Source organism: Roseateles aquae (genome assembly GCF_032337115.1).
Lineage (GTDB): Bacteria > Pseudomonadota > Gammaproteobacteria > Burkholderiales > Burkholderiaceae_C > Roseateles_C > Roseateles_C aquae.
The window spans coordinates 586,906-606,914 of the sequence record NZ_JAVXZY010000001.1 but is presented as its reverse complement, the minus strand read 5'-3'; the positions used below and the strand labels follow the sequence as shown (position 1 = coordinate 606,914).

Annotated in this window: 21 protein-coding genes; 9 read left to right on the top strand and 12 right to left on the bottom strand. The window is 66.4% G+C overall.

Annotated elements, in window-relative coordinates; genetic code table 11:
• Position 1: 1 nt before the first annotated feature.
• The 5 genes from RQP53_RS02665 to RQP53_RS02645 all read left to right on the top strand — a co-directional run bounded on the left by RQP53_RS02665 (position 2) and on the right by RQP53_RS02645 (position 5,948).
• Positions 2-1,015 carry a PfkB family carbohydrate kinase gene (locus RQP53_RS02665; protein WP_315648487.1) on the top strand — a complete coding sequence of 338 codons (1,014 nt, stop codon included), beginning with the start codon at positions 2-4 and terminating at the stop codon, positions 1,013-1,015.
• On the top strand, positions 1,012-2,355 hold the full coding sequence (locus RQP53_RS02660; RefSeq protein WP_315648486.1) for an MFS transporter: 1,344 nt from the start codon (positions 1,012-1,014) through the stop codon (positions 2,353-2,355). Before RQP53_RS02665 ends, RQP53_RS02660 begins: the two co-directional genes overlap by 4 nt.
• Before the next feature lie 84 nt (positions 2,356-2,439).
• Complete coding sequence (gtfA, locus tag RQP53_RS02655; RefSeq protein ID WP_315648485.1) at positions 2,440-3,912, top strand: sucrose phosphorylase; 1,473 nt, start codon at positions 2,440-2,442, stop codon at positions 3,910-3,912.
• Positions 3,913-3,985: 73 nt separating this feature from the next.
• On the top strand, positions 3,986-4,165 hold the full coding sequence (locus RQP53_RS02650) for a hypothetical protein (RefSeq protein WP_315648484.1): 180 nt from the start codon (positions 3,986-3,988) through the stop codon (positions 4,163-4,165).
• Positions 4,166-4,388: 223 nt separating this feature from the next.
• The gene (locus RQP53_RS02645) at positions 4,389-5,948 is read left to right on the top strand and encodes a methyl-accepting chemotaxis protein (protein ID WP_315648483.1); all 1,560 of its coding nucleotides are present in this window, start codon (positions 4,389-4,391) and stop codon (positions 5,946-5,948) included.
• A gap of 12 nt (positions 5,949-5,960) precedes the next feature.
• Here the strand turns inward: RQP53_RS02645 and RQP53_RS02640 are convergent, their stop codons facing one another.
• The 6 genes from RQP53_RS02640 to RQP53_RS02615 all read right to left on the bottom strand — a co-directional run bounded on the left by RQP53_RS02640 (position 5,961) and on the right by RQP53_RS02615 (position 10,422).
• Complete coding sequence (locus RQP53_RS02640; RefSeq protein ID WP_315649185.1) at positions 5,961-7,016, bottom strand: branched-chain amino acid ABC transporter permease; 1,056 nt, start codon at positions 7,014-7,016, stop codon at positions 5,961-5,963.
• Between the two features lie 176 nt (positions 7,017-7,192).
• Complete coding sequence (locus RQP53_RS02635; protein ID WP_315648482.1) at positions 7,193-7,798, bottom strand: peptidylprolyl isomerase; 606 nt, start codon at positions 7,796-7,798, stop codon at positions 7,193-7,195.
• Between the two features lie 78 nt (positions 7,799-7,876).
• On the bottom strand, positions 7,877-8,314 hold the full coding sequence (locus tag RQP53_RS02630) for a DUF1801 domain-containing protein (protein ID WP_315648481.1): 438 nt from the start codon (positions 8,312-8,314) through the stop codon (positions 7,877-7,879).
• A 60-nt stretch (positions 8,315-8,374) separates the two neighbouring features.
• Positions 8,375-8,854 carry a RidA family protein gene (locus tag RQP53_RS02625; protein WP_315648480.1) on the bottom strand — a complete coding sequence of 160 codons (480 nt, stop codon included), beginning with the start codon at positions 8,852-8,854 and terminating at the stop codon, positions 8,375-8,377.
• Between the two features lie 14 nt (positions 8,855-8,868).
• Positions 8,869-9,750 (bottom strand): 1-acylglycerol-3-phosphate O-acyltransferase, YihG family, encoded by an 882-nt coding sequence (yihG, locus tag RQP53_RS02620; RefSeq protein WP_315648479.1) that lies wholly within the window; start codon positions 9,748-9,750, stop codon positions 8,869-8,871.
• A gap of 90 nt (positions 9,751-9,840) precedes the next feature.
• Positions 9,841-10,422 (bottom strand): porin family protein, encoded by a 582-nt coding sequence (locus RQP53_RS02615; RefSeq protein WP_315648478.1) that lies wholly within the window; start codon positions 10,420-10,422, stop codon positions 9,841-9,843.
• A 223-nt stretch (positions 10,423-10,645) separates the two neighbouring features.
• On the opposite strand from RQP53_RS02615, the gene RQP53_RS02610 reads away from it, so the two are divergent.
• Positions 10,646-11,089, top strand: a complete 444-nt coding sequence (locus RQP53_RS02610) for a universal stress protein (RefSeq protein WP_315648477.1) — start codon at positions 10,646-10,648, stop codon at positions 11,087-11,089.
• 18 nt (positions 11,090-11,107) lie between these two features.
• Here the strand turns inward: RQP53_RS02610 and RQP53_RS02605 are convergent, their stop codons facing one another.
• Entirely contained in the window at positions 11,108-12,676 is a 1,569-nt protein-coding gene (locus RQP53_RS02605) for a sensor histidine kinase (RefSeq protein ID WP_315648476.1), read from the bottom strand.
• A 327-nt stretch (positions 12,677-13,003) separates the two neighbouring features.
• Here RQP53_RS02605 and RQP53_RS02600 point away from each other — a divergent pair, with 327 nt between their 5' ends.
• The gene (locus RQP53_RS02600; RefSeq protein WP_315648475.1) at positions 13,004-14,218 is read left to right on the top strand and encodes an NAD(P)H-dependent flavin oxidoreductase; all 1,215 of its coding nucleotides are present in this window, start codon (positions 13,004-13,006) and stop codon (positions 14,216-14,218) included.
• Positions 14,219-14,231: 13 nt separating this feature from the next.
• On the opposite strand, the gene RQP53_RS02595 is transcribed toward RQP53_RS02600, so the two are convergent.
• From RQP53_RS02595 to RQP53_RS02575, 5 genes are read right to left on the bottom strand one after another with little or no spacing between them, the layout of a single operon-like run.
• Positions 14,232-16,046 (bottom strand): hypothetical protein, encoded by a 1,815-nt coding sequence (locus tag RQP53_RS02595; protein ID WP_315648474.1) that lies wholly within the window; start codon positions 16,044-16,046, stop codon positions 14,232-14,234.
• Complete coding sequence (locus RQP53_RS02590) at positions 16,043-16,729, bottom strand: PilW family protein (protein ID WP_315648472.1); 687 nt, start codon at positions 16,727-16,729, stop codon at positions 16,043-16,045. Before RQP53_RS02590 ends, RQP53_RS02595 begins: the two co-directional genes overlap by 4 nt.
• The gene (locus RQP53_RS02585) at positions 16,729-17,154 is read right to left on the bottom strand and encodes a type II secretion system protein (protein ID WP_315648471.1); all 426 of its coding nucleotides are present in this window, start codon (positions 17,152-17,154) and stop codon (positions 16,729-16,731) included. The genes RQP53_RS02590 and RQP53_RS02585 overlap by 1 nt, the downstream gene beginning before the upstream one ends.
• The gene (locus tag RQP53_RS02580) at positions 17,126-17,602 is read right to left on the bottom strand and encodes a pilus assembly FimT family protein (RefSeq protein WP_315648470.1); all 477 of its coding nucleotides are present in this window, start codon (positions 17,600-17,602) and stop codon (positions 17,126-17,128) included. The genes RQP53_RS02585 and RQP53_RS02580 overlap by 29 nt, the downstream gene beginning before the upstream one ends.
• A complete protein-coding gene (locus RQP53_RS02575) occupies positions 17,596-18,018 on the bottom strand; it encodes a type IV pilin protein (RefSeq protein ID WP_315648468.1) in 423 nt (140 codons plus the stop codon). Before RQP53_RS02575 ends, RQP53_RS02580 begins: the two co-directional genes overlap by 7 nt.
• 230 nt (positions 18,019-18,248) lie before the next feature.
• Here RQP53_RS02575 and RQP53_RS02570 point away from each other — a divergent pair, with 230 nt between their 5' ends.
• Positions 18,249-19,169 (top strand): DMT family transporter, encoded by a 921-nt coding sequence (locus RQP53_RS02570; RefSeq protein WP_315648466.1) that lies wholly within the window; start codon positions 18,249-18,251, stop codon positions 19,167-19,169.
• A gap of 4 nt (positions 19,170-19,173) precedes the next feature.
• Positions 19,174-19,962, top strand: coding sequence for an SDR family oxidoreductase (locus RQP53_RS02565; protein ID WP_315648464.1), 789 nt, complete (start codon positions 19,174-19,176; stop codon positions 19,960-19,962).
• Positions 19,963-20,009 lie beyond the last annotated feature (47 nt).

Genomic DNA, 20,009 nt, shown 5'->3' with positions numbered 1-20,009 from the left:
CATGAACACAGCCGCCATGCCCTTTGCGCTGCCCGGCCAGCCGGTGCTGCTGCTCGGTGAGGCGCTGGTCGACGAATTCGCCGACCAGCACATCGCCGGCGGTGCGCCGCTGAACGTGGCGCGCTCGCTGGCCGCGCTGGGCCAGCCTGCGCTGCTGGCCACCCGGCTGGGCGAGGATGCGGCCGCAGCGCTGATCCTGCAGAGCCTGCGCCGCTTCGGCCTCAGCGAGGCCGGGGTGCAGCGTGATGCCGGCCAGGCCACGGGCCGGGTGACGATCAGCGAGTCGGCCAACGGCGGGCACAGCTTTCATATCCATGAGGATGCGGCCTGGGACCATCTGGACACGCAGCCGCTGGCCGAGCACTTTGCCGAGCGCCCGCCGGCCATCGTCTACTTCGGCAGCCTGGCGCAGCGCAGCCCGGCGGCGCGCCAGCGGCTCGGCGCGCTGCTGGACGAACTCGGTCAGCGCGGCAGCCTGCGCTACCTAGATCTGAATCTGCGCGCCGGCAGCGCCGCGCCGGCCCTGGCCGAGCACTGTCTGGCGCGGGCCGACTGGGTCAAGCTCAATGATGTGGAGCTGGTGCAGCTGATGGCTTGGTTCGACCTGCCCGGCGATCCAGCGCTGGTGGGCGGCGGTGATGCGTCGGCCTGCAGCGCGGCCGTGCGTACGCTGGCGCAGCGCTTTGCTTTGCAGCGCATCGTGTTGACCCGGGGTGCGGCCGGCTATGCCTGCTTTGATCGGCATGGCCTGGTCGAGGCCGAGGGCGGCGGCGTGCCGCTGGCGCGATTGGTCGACACCGTCGGTGCCGGCGACGCCTTCAGCGCGATGGCGCTGGCCGCCACGCTGCAGGGCAAGCCGATCGCGAAGGCGCTGGCGCTGGCCAATCGATTTGCCGCCGCGATGTGCGGCGAGCGCGGCCCGGTGCCGGCCGATGAGGCTTTCTACCTGCCCTGGCATGCTGCGCTGGGCCGGGGCAAGGCGGCTGCGGCCGACGCGACAAGGAGTGCCGCATGAGTGTCACGCCGATCAGTGCCAAGCCCCGCCTCAGCCTGTGGCAGATCCTGAACATGAATGTCGGTTTCTTCGGCATCCAGTTCAGCTTCGGGCTGCAGCAGAGCAATATGAGCCCGATCTACAAATACCTGGGCGCCGATGAAGCCAGTCTGCCCTTGCTCTGGCTGGCCGGGCCGATGACCGGCCTGCTGGTGCAGCCGCTGATCGGCGCCATCAGCGACCGCACGGTGACGCGCTGGGGCCGGCGCACGCCTTACTTCCTGATTGGCGCGCTGCTGTGCAGCCTGGGCCTGCTGCTGATGCCGATGAGCCCGACGCTGTGGTTTGCCGCCGGCCTCTTGTGGCTGCTTGATGCCGCCAACAACGTGACGATGGAGCCCTACCGCGCCTACGTCAGTGACCGGCTGGACGAGAGCCAGCATGCCCAGGGCTTTCTGACCCAGAGTGCCTTCACCGGCCTGGCGCAGACGCTGGCCTATCTGGCGCCCTCCATCATGGTGGCGCTGGGCATGAACAAGGATGCGGTCACCAGCAGCAATATCCCGCAGATCACCGTGCTGGCCTTTGCCATCGGCGCGCTGTTTTCGTTCACGACGGTCTGGTGGTCGGTGCGCAAGGTGCCCGAGCTGCCGCTGAGCGCGGCCGAGGCGCAGGCCCTGGCGGCACGGCCCAGCGGGGCGGCGGAGACGCTGAAGGAAATCGTCAGCGCCTTTCGCGAGATGCCCGAGACCATGCGCAAGCTCTGGTGGATGAAGCTGTTCCAGTGGTACGCGATGATGTGCTACTGGATCTATATCGTGCCGGCCCTGGCTCAGACCCTGTTCGGTACCAGCGACGCCAGCTCGCAGGGCTTTCGCGATGCCGGCCTGATCAATGGTCAGATTGGCGGCTTCTACAACTTCGTGGCCTTTCTGGCGGCGCTGGCCATGCTGCCCTTCACCCGGCGCTTCGGCGCGCAGCGCGTGCATGCGCTGTGCCTGATGCTGGCGGGCTTGGCCATGTGGGCAATCCCCGAGATCCACAACCGCTGGCTGCTGTTCCTGCCCATGCTGGGCATCGGCCTGGCCTGGGCCAGCATCATGGGCAACCCCTATGTGCTGCTGGCCGGCAGCATTCCGCCACAGCGTGCCGGGGTCTATATGGGCATCTTCAATATGTTCATCGTCATTCCCATGCTGATCCAGATGGTGACGCTGCCCTTGATCTACCAGCCGCTGCTGGGCGGGCAGCCCGAGAACGTCATTCGGCTGGCCGGCGTGCTGCTGCTGCTGGCGGCGATCGCGGTCTTGCGCGTGGCCCGGCCCGGGGCTGCGGCCGCAGCGCGTGTCGGGCCGGCCTGAGGCGCGTCGGCCAGCGCACTGATTTCAACCGTTTTTGATGCCAGGCACGACGGCGTGTCGTGCTTGGCAGGGACAGGTCTTGCCATGAAGAACCAGGTACAGCTGATCACCTATGTGGACCGCCTTGGTGGCGGCGGCGTGCAGCGCTTGAGCGTACTGCTGCAGGGGCCCTTGGCGGGGTTGTTCGGTGGCGTCCATCTGCTGCCGTTTTTCTACCCCATCGATGGCGCCGATGCCGGCTTTGATCCGATCGATCACACCCAGGTCGATCCGCGGCTGGGCGACTGGGCCGATATCCAGGCGCTGGCGCAGCACACCGAGGTGATGGCCGATGTGATCGTCAACCACATCTCGGCCGATTCGCCGCAGTTCCAGGACTACTCGGCCCGCGGCGATGCCTCGCCCTATGCGGGCCTGTTCCTGACCCTGGACTCGGTGTTCCCGCAAGGGGCGACCGAACAGCAGTTGCTCGCCGTCTACCGGCCGCGGCCCGGCCTGCCGCTGCACTACGCCACCTTGAAGAACGGCCAGAAGAAAATCCTTTGGACCACCTTCACGCCCAAGCAACTGGACATCGACGTCCATCACCCCGAAGGCGAGGCCTATCTGAACAGCATCCTGCAGCGCTTTGCCGACAGCGGCATCCGCATGATCCGGCTGGACGCCGCCGGCTACGCGATCAAGAAGGCCGGTCAGTCCTGCTTCATGATGCCCGAGACATTTGCCTTCATCGCCGACTTCGCGGCCAAAGCGCGCCGGCTGGGCATCGAGGTGCTGGTCGAGATCCACAGCTACTACCGGCGCCAGATCGAGATCGCCGCCCGGGTCGATTGGGTCTATGACTTCGCGCTGCCGCCGCTGGCCCTGCATGCCTTGTTCTTCAAGACGGCCGCGCCGCTGAAGCGCTGGATTGCCGAGCGCCCGCATAACGCGCTGACGGTCTTGGACACCCATGACGGCATCGGCATCATCGACATCGGCGCCGATGCGCAGGACCGTATTGGTTCGCCCGGCCTGGTGCCGCCCGCGGAGCTCGATGCCTTGGTTGAGCGCGTCCACGCCAACAGCGGCGGGCAGAGCCGCCAGGCCACCGGGGCGGCGGCGTCGAATCTGGACCTGTATCAGGTCAACTGCAGCTTCTTCGCGGCACTGGGTGGCGATGAGCGGGCCTATCTGCTGTCGCGTGCGCTGCAGTTCTTCCTGCCCGGCGTGCCGCAGGTCTATTACGTCGGCCTGCTGGCCGGTGGCAACGACATGGCATTGCTGGCCCAGAGTGGCGTGGGGCGCGATATCAATCGCCACCACTACAGCGTCGATGAGATCACGGCCGAGCTGCAGCGCCCGGTGGTGCAGCAGTTGCTGGCGCTGATCCGGCTGCGCAACGAGCATCCGGCCTTCGCCGGCCAGTTCAGCCTGGCCGACACCGCCGACGAGGTCTTGCAGCTGCGCTGGCAGCAGGGCGAGGAATACGCCGAGCTGCGCATCGACTATCGCGACCAGAGCCATCTGCTGCACTACAGCACGCCGGAAGGCGTCCAGCAGATGAGCTTGGCTTGATGTCGCTCAGCCTGCTGTCAGCAAGGCGCTGAACAATCGCGCCATCTTCAGCAGACTTTTTCGGAATCCAACCATGTGGAAATTGCTCGTCGGCTTTGCCATCTTCGCGGCCCTGGCCATTTTTGTGCTGACCAAGAGCGGCGGCAATATCGATATGGGCGGTGAGAAGCACGAGGTGGCGGCGCCAGCCGAAACCGCCTCCAGCCCGGCTGCCGCCTCGGCCTCACTGCCAGCGTCTGCAGCGTCGCAGTAAGCAGCCTCAGCTCTGGCCACGCTGCGGGCTGGTGCTCGCGGTGGCCGGCTCATGAACTGCCATCACTGGACAACGGCTCGCTGCCTTGTTTGGCATCGCTGCGGCTGAAGCCTTGAACAGCCCCCTGAATGCGCTGATTTCTGCGTGTTAGCGCGGCACGATCGTGCTAGCGTACGGCTTCGCCCGCGATGTACGGGTCTGTAAAGCCAGGGGGGCTTTGATGATGCTTGATGCTCTGTTTGCACGCATCCCGACGGTGCGTGCCCGGCTGGCCGTCTTGACCGGCCTGATGTGCGTGCTGATGGCCTTGCTGGCCTTGGCGGGCATGCGGCTGCTGGCGCTGTCCAACGAAGCCTTACGCACTGTCTACGACGACCGCGTCGTGCCGCTGCAGCAGCTGAAGACGGTGGCCGATATGTATGCGGTCAATATCGTCGATACCTCGCACAAGGTGCGCAACGGCAATCTGGACTGGGCGGCCGGCCAGGCGCTGGTCGATGCGTCCGGGGCCACCGTCAAGCAGACCTGGAAAGCCTATGTCGAGACCTTTCTGGTCGAGGACGAAAAGCGACTGGTCACCGACATCGAGCCCTTGATGCGAGCCGCCGAGGTGATGCGCCAGCGCCTGCAAGGGCTGCTGGCCGCGCATGATGAGGCTGGCCTGGAGAAGCTGGTCAAGACCGAGCTCTACCAGACGGTTGACCCGCTGAGCGACAAGCTCAATGCGCTGGTCGAGGTGCAGCTCAAGGTCGCCAAGCAGGAATACGAGCTCGGGGGCCAGCGCTACCAGCAGGCCCGGTGGTCCGCTTGGTTGGGTCTGGCGCTGGCCTGCGGGCTGGGCATGCTGGTGGCCGGGCTGATCACGGCGCGCATCATGCGCTCGCTGGGCGCCGAGCCCAGCGGCGTGCGCAGCATTGCCGAGGGCATTGCCAAGGGCAGCCTGAACCAGAGCATTCGCCTGGAGCAGGGCGACAAGTCCAGCGTGATGGCCTTCATGCACGGCATGCAGCAGGGGCTGGCCACGCTGGTGCGCGAGGTGCGCGCGAATGTGCACGAGCTGCATTCGGCCTCGGGGCAGATTGCCCAAGGCAATATGGACCTGTCCAGCCGCACCGAGGAAACCGCGGCCACCACGCAGCGCGCCAGCGCCAAGCTGGATGAGGTGATGCAGCGCCTGAGCCTGCGCATCGCGAGCTCGGGTCAGGCCCATGAACTGGCATCCAGCGTGCAGCAGGTGGCCGAACGGGCCGGCACGCAGATGAGTCAGGTGATAGGCGCGATGCACGGCATCAACGAGGCGGCGCGGCGCATCACCGACATCATTGGCACCATCGATGGCATCGCCTTTCAGACCAATATCCTGGCGCTCAATGCGGCCGTCGAGGCGGCCCGTGCCGGCGAGCAGGGCCGCGGCTTTGCCGTCGTGGCCGCCGAAGTGCGTGCCTTGGCCACCCGCAGTGCCGAGGCCGCCCGCGAGATCAAGTCGCTGATTGCCGATGCCTCGGCGCGCACCGAAACCGGCAGCCGCCAGGTTGATGACACCGGGGCCACGCTGCAAAGCATGGTCGACGAAATCCAGCGCCTGAGCCAGCTGATGACGCAGCTGGACAGCGACTCCAGCCGCGACAGCGACGATATCGAACAGCTACAGCTGCAAGTGCATGAGCTCGACAAGGTGGCCCAGCAGAACGCCGCCCTGGTCGAGGAAATGGCCGCTTCCAGCGAGAACCTGAAGGATCAGGCCGGCCGCCTGGCCAGTGCGGTGCAGGTGTTCAGCCTCTGAGCGAATCGCAGTTCAGCGCAGCGCTTGTGGCGCGGCCTTGCCCCGTGATCGCAGCGGCCACAGGCCAGCTGGGCGCAGCAGCATCACGCCAATCATCGCCAGTGCAATCAGCAGCTGGCGAAGAATGGGGGCGTCCAGCCGCCCGTCGCTGAGGGTCTGCAGCGGCCCGGTCAGATAGCGCAGGGCTTCGGGCAGCGCCGACAGCAGCAGCGCGCCGACGACCACGCCGGGCAGATGGCCGATGCCGCCAAGCACGACCATGGCGACGATCAGGATGGATTCGTTCAGGCTGAACGACTCCGGCGAGATATAGCCCTGAAAGCTCGCGAACATCGCCCCGGCCACGCCGCCGAAACTGGCGCCCATGCCAAAGGCGGCCAACTTCAGGTTCCGGGTATTGATGCCCATGGCCAGCGCGGCGGTCTCGTCTTCGCGGATGGCCATCCAGGCGCGGCCTATTCGTGATCGCTCGAGCCGGCAGCTGACCAGCAAGGCAATGAGCACCAGGGCCAGGAACAGGTAGTAGTACAGCGTGACCGAGGGCAGCTGCATGCCCGCAGTGCTCAGGCCTTTGCCGAGATTCGTGCCCAGCAGCTGCACATCGTCGATCTGGCTGATGCCGCGTGCGCCATTGGTCAGATTGACGGGGTGGGCCAGATTGTTGATGAAGAGGCGGATGATTTCACCAAAGGCCAGCGTCACCACCGCCAGGTAGTCGCCGCGCAGCTTCAGGGTCGGCGCTCCCAGCAGCACACCCAGCAGCGCGGCCAGGCAGGCCGCCAGCGGCAGCACCAACCACCAGGCGGTATGCAGCCCGCCCGGGAAGAGCTGGCGTATCAGCGCGAACTGTTCGAACAGATGGGGCGAGCACAGCAGCGCAAACAGGTAGGCGCCGATGGCATAAAAGGCCACATAGCCGAGGTCCAGCAGTCCCGCATAGCCAACGACCACATTCATGCCCAGCGCCAGCAGCACATAGAGCAGGGCCTGATCGGCAATGCGCACCGGCGCGTTGCCGAGCTGCTGCAAAGCCAGCGGCAGCAGCAGCGCGCCCAGCAGCAGGCCGATCCGCCAGAGGCCAGGCCGCGAACCAGTGAGATGACTGGCAGGCTTGCGCTTGCGCGCTGTGTCCGGGGGCTTTTCCAACTGATCCTCGCATTCAACCGTTTGCCACGCGGGCAGAGGCGTGCCGGCCTGGATCAATCGTGGCTCAGATGCTAACCCAGTAATGAGCTGGCACGCAGCTAGCCGCGCCTGACCGTGCGCACGGCGATCGGCTGATCGAGCATGTCGCGCGCCTGCGCCTTGGCGTGCAGGGCCCGGACCACATCCATGCCCTCGACAACCTGGCCAAAGGCTGCAAATCCCTGGCCATCCGGATTGCGCAGGCCGCCGAAGTCCAGCGCCGGTTGATCGCCGATGCAGATGAAAAACTCGGCCGCGGCGCTACCGGGCTGCTTGCGCGCCATCGAGATGGTGCCGTCGCGGTGGCGCAGGCCGGTTTTCTGCGTGGTTTCGTGGGCGATGGGCGGGAAGGGGGTGGGCTTGTCGTCGGGCAGGTTCATGCCCCATTGCACGACCTGGATGCGCTGCTTGACGCTGGCGGGCTGATTGGCCTCGCTGACGATGCGATAGACCGAGCCACCGTCGAGCAGCTTGGCATCGACGTAGCGCAGAAAGTTCTCGGCGGTGAGGGGCGCGTGCTGCGCATCCACCGCCAGCACAAAGGCGCCGAGCGCCGTCTCGACGCGAACGCGGACGGTTTTCGCGGGCTCGGCGCCGCTGGCGGCCCGGGTCAAGCTGGTGAGGCTGGCCGTGGCGGCGAGGCTCAGCAGGGCTCTGCGTTTCATGTCTGGCTCCTCCGGAAGTGCCTGTTCGGTCAATGGACGCGTGTGGCACAAAAGGCCAAGGTCCATCAGTCAAGTTCGCTAGGGCTTGGATGCCGTCTTGCCGGCCTTGCTCGGCTTGGATTTGCTGTTCGCGGCCACAGCCGCCTGGATCAGCTGCATGAAGGCCGCGGCATCGAGCGTCTGGCCGGCCGCGATATCGATGGCGCGGCGCGCATTGCCGTCCAGGCTGGCGTTGAAGAGCCCGCTGGGGTCGGGCAGCGAGGCGCCCTTCATGAAGGTCAGCTTGACCTTGTCCTTGTAGGTTTCGCCGGTGCACAGAATGCCGCCATGCGACCACACCGGCGTGCCCATCCACTTCACTTCCTCGACCACCTCGGGGTCGGCGGCCTTGATCCAGGCGCGCAGCTGGGCCAGCGTCTCGCCGCGCCAGTCGCCCAGTTCGCGGATCTTGGCGTCGATGAAGGCCGCAGGGGGCAGGCTGGGTGCTGCGCTGGACTCGGGCTGGTTTGATTTCATGCGGACTTCCGTGGAGCTGCGCGGCGATGGTAGCGCGAGCCCGCCGTGGCGGCAGTGGGCTCAGCCCTGAGGCGAGCTGCCGGGGTGCATTTCGACCACCGCCTTCAGCGTCAGCGGCACACCCAGGCGCAGCGAGGCGACGCCAACGACCGAGCGGGCATGCAGGCCGGCCGCGCCAAAGACCTCGGCCAGCAGATCCGAGGCACCGTCCAGCACGCGGGCGTGGTCCTCGAAGTCCGGCGTGGTGTTCAGCGAACCATGGAGGTCGACGACGCGGGCCACCCGGTCCAGCGAGCCCAGTTCCTTGCGCAGCGTGGCCAGCAGTTCGATGCAGGCCGAACGGGCCAGCTGATAGCCCTGCTCGGTATCAAACTCCCGGCCCAGCCGGCCTTTGGGCAAGCGGCCGTCAATGGCCGATGGTGCCTTGCCGGAGAGGAACAGCAGGGCGCCGCTTTGCACGGCGGCCACATAGTTGCCGGCCGGCGCGCTGCTGCCGGGCAGTTGCAGCCCGAGGGCGAGAAGCCTCTGTTCAGCGCTCATGGCAGCTGCTGGCTTTATGGCTTAACCAGCAGCTGCTTGATCAGCTCGTCCTTTTCGGACCATTGCTTCTTGATCCACATCGAGATGCCGGCGCGCAGGCGTTTGTCTTCCATCGGATTGCCGCCGACCAGATCGGCAGGAATCTCGCGCTGCTGAACGCGCACGATGACCTGGCCGCAGCGGCCGCACAGCAGATCCCAGAAGGTCGGCGTCCCTTCGGGGTAGACCAGGGTCACATCCAGCAGGGCCTCGAACTGTTCGCCCATTGTCGCCAGCGCCATGCTCAGCGCGCCGACCTTGGGCTTGAGCAGGTGCTGGTAGGGGCTTTTCTGCTCTTCGTGTTTGCCGGCGGTGTAGCGCGTGCCTTCGACGAAATTGATCACCGTCGTCGGAATGGTCTTGAACTTCTCGCAGGACTTGCGTGTGGTTTCCAGATCGGCGGCTTGCGAGCCGGCGCTGCGGCCGCGCTTCATGAAGGGGAAGTCCAGCGCCCACCAGGCCAGGCCGATCACCGGCACCCACATCAGTTCGCTCTTCAGGAAGAACTTCAGAAACGGAATGCGACCGTGGAAGACGCGCTGCAGCACCAGGATGTCCACCCAGGTCTGGTGATTGGGCGAGACCAGGTACCAGCCGCGTTCGTGCAGGCCGTCCACCCCTTGCACATCCCAGTGCTGTGGATTCAGCGTGGCGATCCAGCCGTTGTTGACCGCCACCCAACCGGCGGCAATGCCATTGAGCAGCTGATCGCAGAGACGCCGTACGCCGGGAATGGGCAGCAACAGCTTCAGCAAGGCGGGAACAATCATCAGCGCGACACCGACGACGGTGTTGAGCGCGAGCAGCAGGCCGGTGAGGGCGCCCAGAATCGGGGCAGGAAGAAGACGTGAAATCATGGGGCGAACTGTAGCGCGCCCCGGGCCTGCTACAGCGCCGGCCAGGGTTCGCGGATGCGAAAGCTGGCCCGGCGCTCGTCAACGCAACGCTCAGAAGCGGTAGTTCACGCCCATGCTCCACTGATCGGTGCTGCGGCCGTAGCCGGCGCCATCAGGCAGGTTGTTGTGGCGGCTCAGCTCGGCGCGCAGACCCCATTGCAGGGTGATGGCGTAGTCCAGACCGAGGCCGACGTGCATGCCGACGCTGTGCTGGCCGCCGGTGTTGGCCAGGCCCTGGAAGCCGCGCTCGTAGTGGCTGGCGCCCAGGCGACCATAGACGCTGAACTGATCGCTCACCGGCAGCTTGGCCAGCGCATCCAGCGAATAGGCGGTGGTCTTGCTGCTGCTGTCGCCGATGCTGGCCTTGCCCAGGCGAGCCACGCTCAGCTCGGTGGCGAAGTGGCGGTTGAACTGGTAGCCGACATGCAGGCCCAGGCTGGTGGCCGACTTGCTGCTGCCCGGCTGTGGTTTGACATCGGCCGGGATGCTGATGTCGTTCTTGCTGCGGCCCAGGTCGGCGCCGATGTACAGCCCCTGGTCCGGCGCGGCGATGGCGGCCGTGCTGCACAGGGCCAGGGCGGCGGCGCAGGCGCCGATCAGGGTGCTCGGGGTCAGGTGTTGCTTGCTCGACATGGTCTGTCCTTTCAGTTCGTTTCATGGGGCAGGGGCGTCTTGCCTCTGCCTTGCCGGCGCAGTGTTTGCTGCGTTGACTGAATTGTTCCGGGGCAGGCCCGGCGCGTCAGTGGACGCTCGGTGTGGCTTGTGTGACGCTGTGTGACGGGCCTCAGCCCGCGGGCTGAGCCTCTGGGCAGCCAGGCGATGCGGGCGTAGCATGGCCGGCGAGGAGGACGCGCACATGTTCAGCCATCTCTTGGTGCCGGTCGACGGCAGCGAACTGTCCCAGCATGCGGTGCACGCGGCGATCGAGCTCGCCAGCCGCCTGGGTGGCAGCTTGACGGGCTTCATCTGCGAACCCGCGCCGGCCCTGCCCATCGTGGGCATGCATCCCAGCCATTACGAGCGGGCCACGGTTGAGCAGCGCCAGCAGGCCGAGGCTCATGCCCTAAGTGTGCTGGCGGCCTTCGAACAGGCGGCGCAGCAGGCCGGTGTGGCCTATGCCGGTTGCTACCGGCAGAGTGACGATGTGGTGCAGGCCATCATCGAGGTGGCGCAGGAGCGCGGCTGCGATCTGATCGTGATGGCCACCCATGGCCGCGGCCTGTTCGGCGACCTGGTGTTTGGTTCACACGCCAAGGCGGTGATCAGCCGTTGCAAGCTGCCGGTGCTGGTCTTGCACTGAGGCGCATTGCGCCGCTCTTCAATGCACCGAGTCGTCGTTGCTTGAGCGCTGCGGCGCGATAGTCGGGATGCGTATCACCATCTTGGCGCCCTGGCCGGGATTGGACAGCACCTCGATCTGGCCGCCCAGCACATTGGTGACGATGTTGTGCACGATGTGCATGCCCAGGCCCGAGCCGCCCTTGCCCAGCTTGGTGGTGAAGAAGGGATCGAAGATGCGGCGCGCGACCGATGCATCCATGCCGCGGCCATCATCATTGACGATCAGCTCGACCTCGCTGTTGTCGATGCGGCAGCAGCTGACTTCGACACAGCCTTCGTCGCGGCCCTCGAAGCCATGGATCAGCGCGTTCATCAGCAGATTGGTCAGCACCTGGCCTAATGCACCGGGGTAGCTGCTCATCTCGACGCCGCGTTCCAGCGTGGTGTGGATGCGAAACGGCGTGTGCTTGAAGCTGGGCTCGACCATCACCAGCACGTCTTCGATCACCTGCGAGAGCTCGAAGTCGCGGCGTGAGTCGGTCGTCTGGTCGATGGCCACCTGCTTGAAGTCGCGCACCAGATCGGCGGCCTTCTGCACATTGCGCTGCAGGATGTCCTGGCCGCGCCGGGTGTCCTTGACCAGCTCTTCCAGCTGGCTACGCCGCATCGGCGTGTTGTCGGTCAGCATCTGGTCGAGCTTGGCCCAGCGGTCTTCCAGTGCCGAGACCACCGTCATCGCATTGCCCAGCGGCGTGTTCAGCTCATGCGCCACGCCGGCCACCAGACGGCCCAGCGAGGCCAGCTTCTCGGATTCGACCAGCTCGCGCTGCGCGGTCTTCAGATTGGCCAGCGCCTGGGTCAACTCGCCATTGGCCGAGGTCAGCTCGGCGGTGCGCTGCGCCACCTGGTCTTCCAGCGTGTTGGCATGGCCGCGCAAATCCTCGAAGGCGCGCAGCAGGGCCTGGCGCATCCGCTCCATGGCCTTGCCGACGCGGGCGATTTCATCGGCGCCGCCCAACTCCAGCGGGCGGTCGAGCTTGCCGGCGGCGAGTTCATCGGCGGCATTGCTCAGCTGGCTCATCGGCTGCAGCACGCGGCGCTGCATCACCCAGAGGATCAGGCCCAGCGAAATCGTCAGTGTCAGCGCGCTGCGCCAGAGCGAGCGCAGCATGTCGGCGCGCTTCACTTCCAGCAGCGGCGCCGCACTCATCGAGACGGTGAGCTTGGCAATCTCGCGGCCATCGCGCACCACCGGACGGGTTTGTGTCAGCGTCAGATTGGGATCGCTTTCGATTGGCGTGGTCGGCAGGTCCAGAAAGGGCTGGGTGCTGGACGGCTCCATCACGCGGACGCGGACAAAGCGCGGGTCGTCCATCTGCGCCTTGATCATCGGCTCGGCCAGATCGGCCGAGACCTGCCAGATCGGCTCGGACAGCGACAGTGCCAGCACCTCGGTCGTGCGGGTCAGGTCGCGCTGCAGATCGTCCAGCGCGATCCGTCGCGTGCTCTGGACGTCGATGCTCAAGACGATGACGGTGGGTGCCAAAAGGCCGATCACCAGCGCCAGCACAACGGCGTAGCGCAAGGAGCTTTTGAACAACCTCAAGGTCTGTGTCCTCCCGAGCGAGTGCAGCAAGCGGCAACGTACAGGCTGCCGGGGCAGCTGCTTGCATTATCAGCATTATGGAGGCGCCATCGTCTCGCCAAAGGCACAAAAGCGCGGTTTCGGCAGTGCTTCCGGGCATCCGTCGGCGGCTGTTACGTTTGCCCACCGCTGCAGGGCGACATCGACGGGGCCAGGTTGGCGCAGTGGCCGGGCATCCCGGGCGCCAATGATATGGGTCAAGGTGCGTCTAAATCCGAGCGCTTAGCCTAGCGGTCTCGCGGGCCGGGCTGGTTCGCGTTCTTCACACCCATCAGACCAGACGCCACCATGAGCCTTCCCTTCATCGCTGCCGAACTGCTGCCCACCTTCGAGCGCAGCGGCCTGCGCGCCCTGCAACTGGCCGGGCGCAGCCTGCTGCCCATCGTTCAGGGCGGCATGGGCGTGGGCGTCAGCGCCAAGCGGCTAGCCGGCACGGTGGCCTCGCTGGGCGGCATCGGCACCTTGAGTTCGGTCGATCTGCGTCGCCATCATGCCGATCTGATGGCGCGTACCGAGGGGCTCAACGCAGGGGAAGAAGCCAAGCGGCTGATCAACGAGGCGAATCTGGAGGCGCTGGATCGCGAGATCGCTGCGGCCAAGGCGCTGGCGCAGGGGCGCGGCCTGGTGGCGCTGAACGTGATGCGTGCCGTCAGCGAGTACGCGGTGCAGGTGCGCCGGGCGCTGGAGGCGGGTATCGATGCCGTCGTCGTTGGCGCCGGCCTGCCGCTGGATCTGCCGGATCTGGCTCAAGACCACCCGAAGGCGCTGTTGATCCCCATCCTCAGCGACGCCCGTGGTGTGCAGCTGATCGTCAAGAAATGGGAGCGCAAGAAGCGTCTGCCCGATGCCATCGTGATCGAGCACCCGCGGCTGGCCGGCGGCCACCTGGGCGCGGCGCGTATTGCCGATCTGAACGATGGCCGCTTTGATTTCGAACGTGTGCTGCCGGAGTGTCAGGACTTCTTCCGCAGGGCTGGCTTGGAGCGCGAGATTCCCTTGATCGTTGCCGGCGGCATTCGCAGCTTCGAGGACATCGAGCGTCTGCAGGGCCTTGGTGCGGCTGGTGTACAGCTGGGCACGCCGTTCGCGGTGACCACCGAAGGCGATGCCGATGAGGCCTTCAAGCGCGTGCTGGCCGAGGCGCGTGAGGAGGACATGGTCGAGTTCACCAGCGTCGCCGGCCTGCCGGCCCGCGCGGTGGGCACGCCCTGGCTGCGCGCCTATATGAAGATCGAGCACAAACTGCAGGCGGTGGCCCATGTGAAGAGCCGTTGCACCAAGGCCTTTGACTGCCTGGCCCAGTGCGGCCTGCGCGACGGCCTGAAGGACTGGGGCCAGTTCTGCATCGACAACCAGCTGGCCGCCGCGCTGCGTGGCGACGTCAAGAAGGGGCTGTTCTTCCGTGGCGCCGGCAGCCTGCCCTTTGGCGAGCAGATCCGCAGCGTGCGCGAGCTGATGGAGCGGCTGATGACGCGCGCCGAGTTGGCGGCGTTGCCGGCCTGACGGTAGCGCGTCCTTAACGGTAGCGCGACCACAGCAGCGTCGCCGAGAGCGGCGTGCCGGGTGTCGGCAGCTGGCCGGGCTTGAAGCTGCTGGGCAGATTGCGCAGGTCCAGCGAGGTGCTGGCCGATAGGCGGCTGCTGCCGATATTGCTGCCGCGGGCGGCCACCATATAGCCGTGCACGACGGTGCTGCCGCCGGTGGTCAGGGTGTCGCCGGCCAGCACGTCGCCATAGACATGGTTGGACGCACTCAGGTCGATGCGGCCGCCGCTGAAACTGCTGCCGACATAGCCGCCGGCCGCGAAGACGATATTGCCAAGCGCGTTTTCGATCAGCGCGCCGCTGCTGTTGCAGAAATTGCTGGGGTAGAGGCCCGGGAACTGGGTCTGGCTGCACACCGTGGCAGCACCGGCATAGTTCAAAGCCGTGCTGATGTTGTTGCCGGCGGTACTGATATTGCCGCTGGCCAGGAAGGTGTTGGTGTAGCTGCCCTGGCCGGCAATCAGGTCGCCGGCGAACCAGACCACGCCCGGCGCCATGCCTTGGCCGGCCACCGTCCAGGTGCCGTTGGCATAGCTGAAGCAGCTGTTGTGGTCCGAAAAACCGGTGCAGATCTTGGCCAGGCAACTGGCCGCGGCATAGCTGTTTGTGCGGCACAGCCAGTCCTGGTTGGCACCGCTGCCGGCCAGGTAGTAGCTGCCATCGGGAATGCTGTGCACGCTGTTGACGGTCACCCGGGTGTCGTTGCCGACGCGTTCGAACACATAGTTGGCCGAGGCCTTGAAGGCATAGGTGTCGATACGCGGCGTGCTGATCGTGGTCGCAGTGAGCGGCGTGATGGCGACTTGCAGGCCGGCCTGGCGGCTCAGATTCAGCTGGTTGTTCCAGCTCGGCTTGCTCAAGCTGCCGCCATAGCGGCCGGCGTTCACGGCGCCATTGCTGCTTTCGCTGTAGTCGCCCTGGACGCTGGCGGTGCCGGTGATGCGGCTGTTGTTGGCGCTGACATTGCCCTGCGTCTTCAGCTGGCTGACCCCGGCATTGCTGCCCAGGCTGACGTTGCCGATGGCGTTGAGCTCGGTGACGGTATTGCTTTGCAGGCTGACCGCGCCATTGGCATTGAGCGTGGCCACCTGCACGCTGCCACTCAGGCTGACATTGCGCATGCTGTTCACGCTGGTGTATTGGCCGCTGCCATCGAGGCTGATATTGCCCTCGGAAAACAGCGTCGCGATGCTGGTGGCGCCGCCCAGGCTGACGTCGCCGCTGGCATAGAGATTGGAGATGCCGTTCAGGCTGCCGCTGCCGCTGACCCGGCCGTCGACCACCATGCGGGTGGAGCTGTCGCTGCTGACGTTCAGATCACCGCCCAGTTGCAGATCGCCCTTGATATTGATGGCTTCGACCAGGGTGCCGCTGCTGGCGGCCGAGCCGCGCGCGCAGTAGACGACCCCCAGCAGCGAATTCGCGCCACCGCTGCTGCCCACGATGTCGGCCGCGACCAGGGTGCCGCCGCCACAGTTGCTGGTTTCGTTCGGCGTGACCGCGCTGACGGTGGCGCTGACGCCGCTCAGTCCGTTGAAGCTGATCGACTGGCCACCGCTGAGCGCCGCCGCCGGCGTGGCGCCGAGCTGGTAGAGGTACTGGCGCAGGGCCTCGGCGCCGCTCCAGGCACGCAGCTGGGCCTGGGTCAGCGCATGGACGGTGACCGATTGGGCCTGCAGCCCGCGCACATAGTAGACGGCGCCAAACACCATCGCCCCCAGCGCCAGGCCGGACAGCAGCATGAACAGCAGCGAGGCCATGCCGGCCTGTGAGCGTCGTGTCTTCATGAGCGGAAGTTGGACAGGCAAAGGGTGTAGGTATTGCTGGCGCCGGCGGTGCTGGTGTCGTAGCCCAGCTGCAGCTCCAGCGGCGCGCTGGGTGCGGCCAGGCTGCTGATGGTGTTGGGCACCGCGCCATAGGGCCAGCAACCGGCATTGCCGCGCAGGCTCAGCCGTGGCGCTTGGCTGAGCACATGGGGGGCAATCAGCGTGCTGCTGCTCCAGCCCATGGCGCCATTCCAGTTGCTGGCCAAGGGGCTGCAGCTGCCACTGGACTTGTAGAGGCGCAGGGACTTGTCGTTGCTGTCGATCAGCAAGGCCTGGCAACGGTAAACGCCATTGATCTGCTCGCCCCAGACCAGCAGATTGCCGCTGGTGGCGCTGTTCAGAATCGTCGTTGGCGTACCGCTCAGCCGTCCGTTGCTGATGCTGCCATTGCCAAGCAAGAGCAGATCGGTGCCGCTGGCGGCATTGCTGATGCCGTAGCCGGCGCCTTGCAGCGCGATCTGCGCGCTGAGCAGGCCGCTGGCCAGCTGACCGTCCTGCGCGGCATTGCGCACCAGTCCACCATTGCCGAACATATTGAGGCTGGCACTGCGGTACAAGGCCAACGCGCCCATCACGGCGAACATCGAGATCGCGAGGCCGACCATCAGGCTGATCAGGCTGACGCCTGCTTGAAAGCGCCGCATCATTGATTGCCCAGCATCAAGGTGCCTGGCCCCAGCAGGGTTTGGGCGTCGACGGCATAGCGCACCAGTGGCAGCTGCGCTGTCTTGGTCACGCCATTGACCGAAACGGTGACGGCGGCGATGGTGCAGGACTTTTGCACATTGCTGAGGCTGATGCTGTCGCTGAGGCTGAGGCTGATGCTTTGCGTGCTGCTGTTGCTGCCGCTTGTCGGGCAGGCGCTCGCCACGCCTTGCGACTGCAGCGTCGAGCGCACCGCCTGCACCGTCAGGCTCTGCGCCTTCTGGTACTTCTGCGCCACCATGGCACGGCCCAGGGCGTAGCACAGGCCCAGGCCGATGATGCCCAGCAGCGCGACGGCGACCAGGCTCTCCAGCAGGGCGTCGCCGCGTTGCCGTTTAGTTGAGTTGCGCTTGGCTGGTTTCATTGCCGCGGCTGATGGTGTAGCTGAGGGTGCTCAGGCAGTCGGTGCTGCCGACGCTGGCGTTGAGTGGGCGGCCGTCGCTGGCCAGCGCGATGCACTGGCTGGTGGCGCCCTGCAGCTGGATGCTGGCCGAGGGCGTGGCGCGCCACAGCGCACCGCTGCAGGCCAGGCTGCTGGGCGTGCCGGCGAAGACACACAGGCCGGCCGCGCTACTGAGCAGGGTGGCTGCCGGCTGGTCGGCCGGGCTGGCTTGGGGGTTGCGCAGCGCGGTGGCCTTGGCCAGTGCCATCGCCTGCAGCAGCAGGCTTTGGGTCTGGCGCACCGCTGCCTGATTGCCCCAGCTGCTGGCAAAGGGCGCGGCGGCGACGGCGATCAGCAGCATCAGCGTCAGCACCACCATCATTTCGATGACGCTGAAACCGCGCTGAGAACGCGCAGCGGGCCTCACCATGAGCTGAAGCCGCAGGCACTGGTGGCGCTGCGCGCGTTGCTGTTGTCCAGCGTCAGCGTGCAGCCGCTGGCGCCGGCCTTGCCGGTGGCCGTCAGCGTGTAGCTGCTGGCGGTGCTGACCAGGGTGTAGTTGAAGAAGGCCGATTGCGTCGGCGCCCAGCCGGAAAAGTTGCTGCTGCTGGCCACCGTGTTGGCGGCGTTGACCGGGTAGCTGAGTTGCAACTGGTAGCGGTTCTCCATGTTCAGCGCCAGCGCGGCCAGATCGGCGCTGGCATCCTTGGCGCGGGCCTTGGTGATGTAGCTGGTGTAGGCCGGCATCGCGACCGCGGCCAGGATGGCCACGAGGGCCAGGGCAATCATCAGCTCGATCAGGGTCAGGCCGCGCAGGCTGGCGCGGTGCCGGGGCACAGTCGTCATCAGGGTCTCCTCGTCCTCCAGCCCCGCAGGGCTCAGCGCGGGGGCGCTGCTGCATGGATGGCAATACCAATTTGAGACCGATTGTAGAAAGCGCTCAGCGCTGCTGTCTGCGAGCTTTGTCACGGGCGCGACAGATTTCGAGACCAATTTAAGACCAGGCTGGCGACTTCGCCGCGGCTGTGGCGGGGCTTTCGACTTCACGATGCCGCGGCCCTGGCGCGCTTCCTAGAATGAGCCCGATGACAGCAGCAGCAACATCGGCCGGCGAATCCCGGCCGCTTTGGCCAGGCATGGCGCTGGCCAGCCTGGGCGCGGTGGCCTTTTCCGGCAAGGCCATCATCGTCAAGCTGGCGTACCGGCATGGCGTTGATGCGGTCACGCTGATCATGCTGCGCATGTCGTTCGCGCTGCCGCTGTTCCTGGCACTGGCCTGGTGGGCCGGCCGCGGCCAGCCGGCGTTGAGCTGGCGCGATCGCCTGGCCGTTCTTGGCCTGGGTTTCAGCGGCTACTACCTGGCCAGCTACCTGGACTTCGCCGGTCTGGCCTATATCAGCGCCGGTTTCGAGCGGCTGATTCTTTATCTCAACCCGACCCTGGTGCTGCTGCTGGGCTGGCTGATCTTCAAGCGCCGCGTCAGCCTGCGCCAGTTGCTGGCCCTGGGCATCAGCTACAGCGGCGTGCTGCTGGTCTTCGGTCAGGAACTTCACTGGCAGGGCCCCGAGGTCTGGCGCGGCGCGGCCCTGGTGTTCGGCAGCGCGCTCAGCTATGCCTGCTATTTGCTGTTCAGCGGCGAGGAGGTGCGCCGGCTCGGCTCGCTGCGCCTCACCGGCCTGGCCAGCAGCGTGGCCTGCGGGCTTTGCATCGCGCAGTTTCTGCTGCTCAGGCCAGTGTCGCTGGCGCTGGCTCAGCCCTCACCGGTGCTGTGGCTGTCGCTGCTCAATGCGCTGGCCTGCACCTTTGCGCCGGTGCTGATGGTGATGATGGCGATCGAACGCGTTGGCGCCGCGGTGACGGCGCAGACAGGCATGATCGGGCCCATGTCCACGCTGTTGATGGGCATGCTGATACTGGACGAGCCGCTGACACCCTGGGTGGCCGGCGGCACGGTGCTGGTGCTGGGCGGCGTGTGGTTGCTGGGACGTTGGAGATGAGTCTATGGATCTGGGATTGAAGGGCCGCTGGGCCTTGGTGTGTGCGGCCAGCAAGGGCCTGGGCCGGGGCTGCGCCGAGGCCTTGGTGGCCGAGGGCGTCAATGTGGTGATCACCGCTCGCGGTGTCGAGGCGCTGGAGGCCACGGCCGCGGCGCTGCGGGTGCAGAACCCGGCCGTGCAGGTGCTGGCCGTGGCCGGCGACATCAGCACCGAGGCCGGTCGTGCCGCAGCGCTGCAGGCCTGCCCGCAGGTTGACATCCTGGTCAACAACGCCGGCGGACCGCCTCCCGGCGATTTCCGCGACTGGGACCGCGAGGCCTGGTTGGCCGCGCTGGAGGCCAATATGCTGACGCCGATTGCGCTGATCAAGGCCACGGTGGACGCGATGGCCGCGCGCGGCTTCGGTCGCATCATCAACATCACCTCGGGCGCGGTGAAGGCACCGATTGATACGCTGGGCCTCTCCAATGGCGCGCGTTCGGGGCTGACCGGTTTTGTTGCCGGCCTGGCGCGCCAGCCGGCGCTGGCCTCGCGCAATGTGACGATCAACAACCTGCTGCCCGGCGCATTCGATACCGAGCGGCTACAGAAGACTCTGCGTGCCGGCGCCGAGAAGACCGGCCAGGCACTTGACGCGGTGGCGGCGCGGCGAGCGGCCGGCATTCCAGCACAGCGATTTGGCACGGCCGCCGAGTTCGGCGCCATCTGCGCGATGCTGTGCAGCGTGCAGGCCGCTTATCTGACCGGACAAAACATCTTACTCGATGGCGGCGCCTACCCGGGGACGTTTTGACAGCCGGCGTTACCAGCGGTAACTTCTGCGCCGCGCTGCCGCCGCGA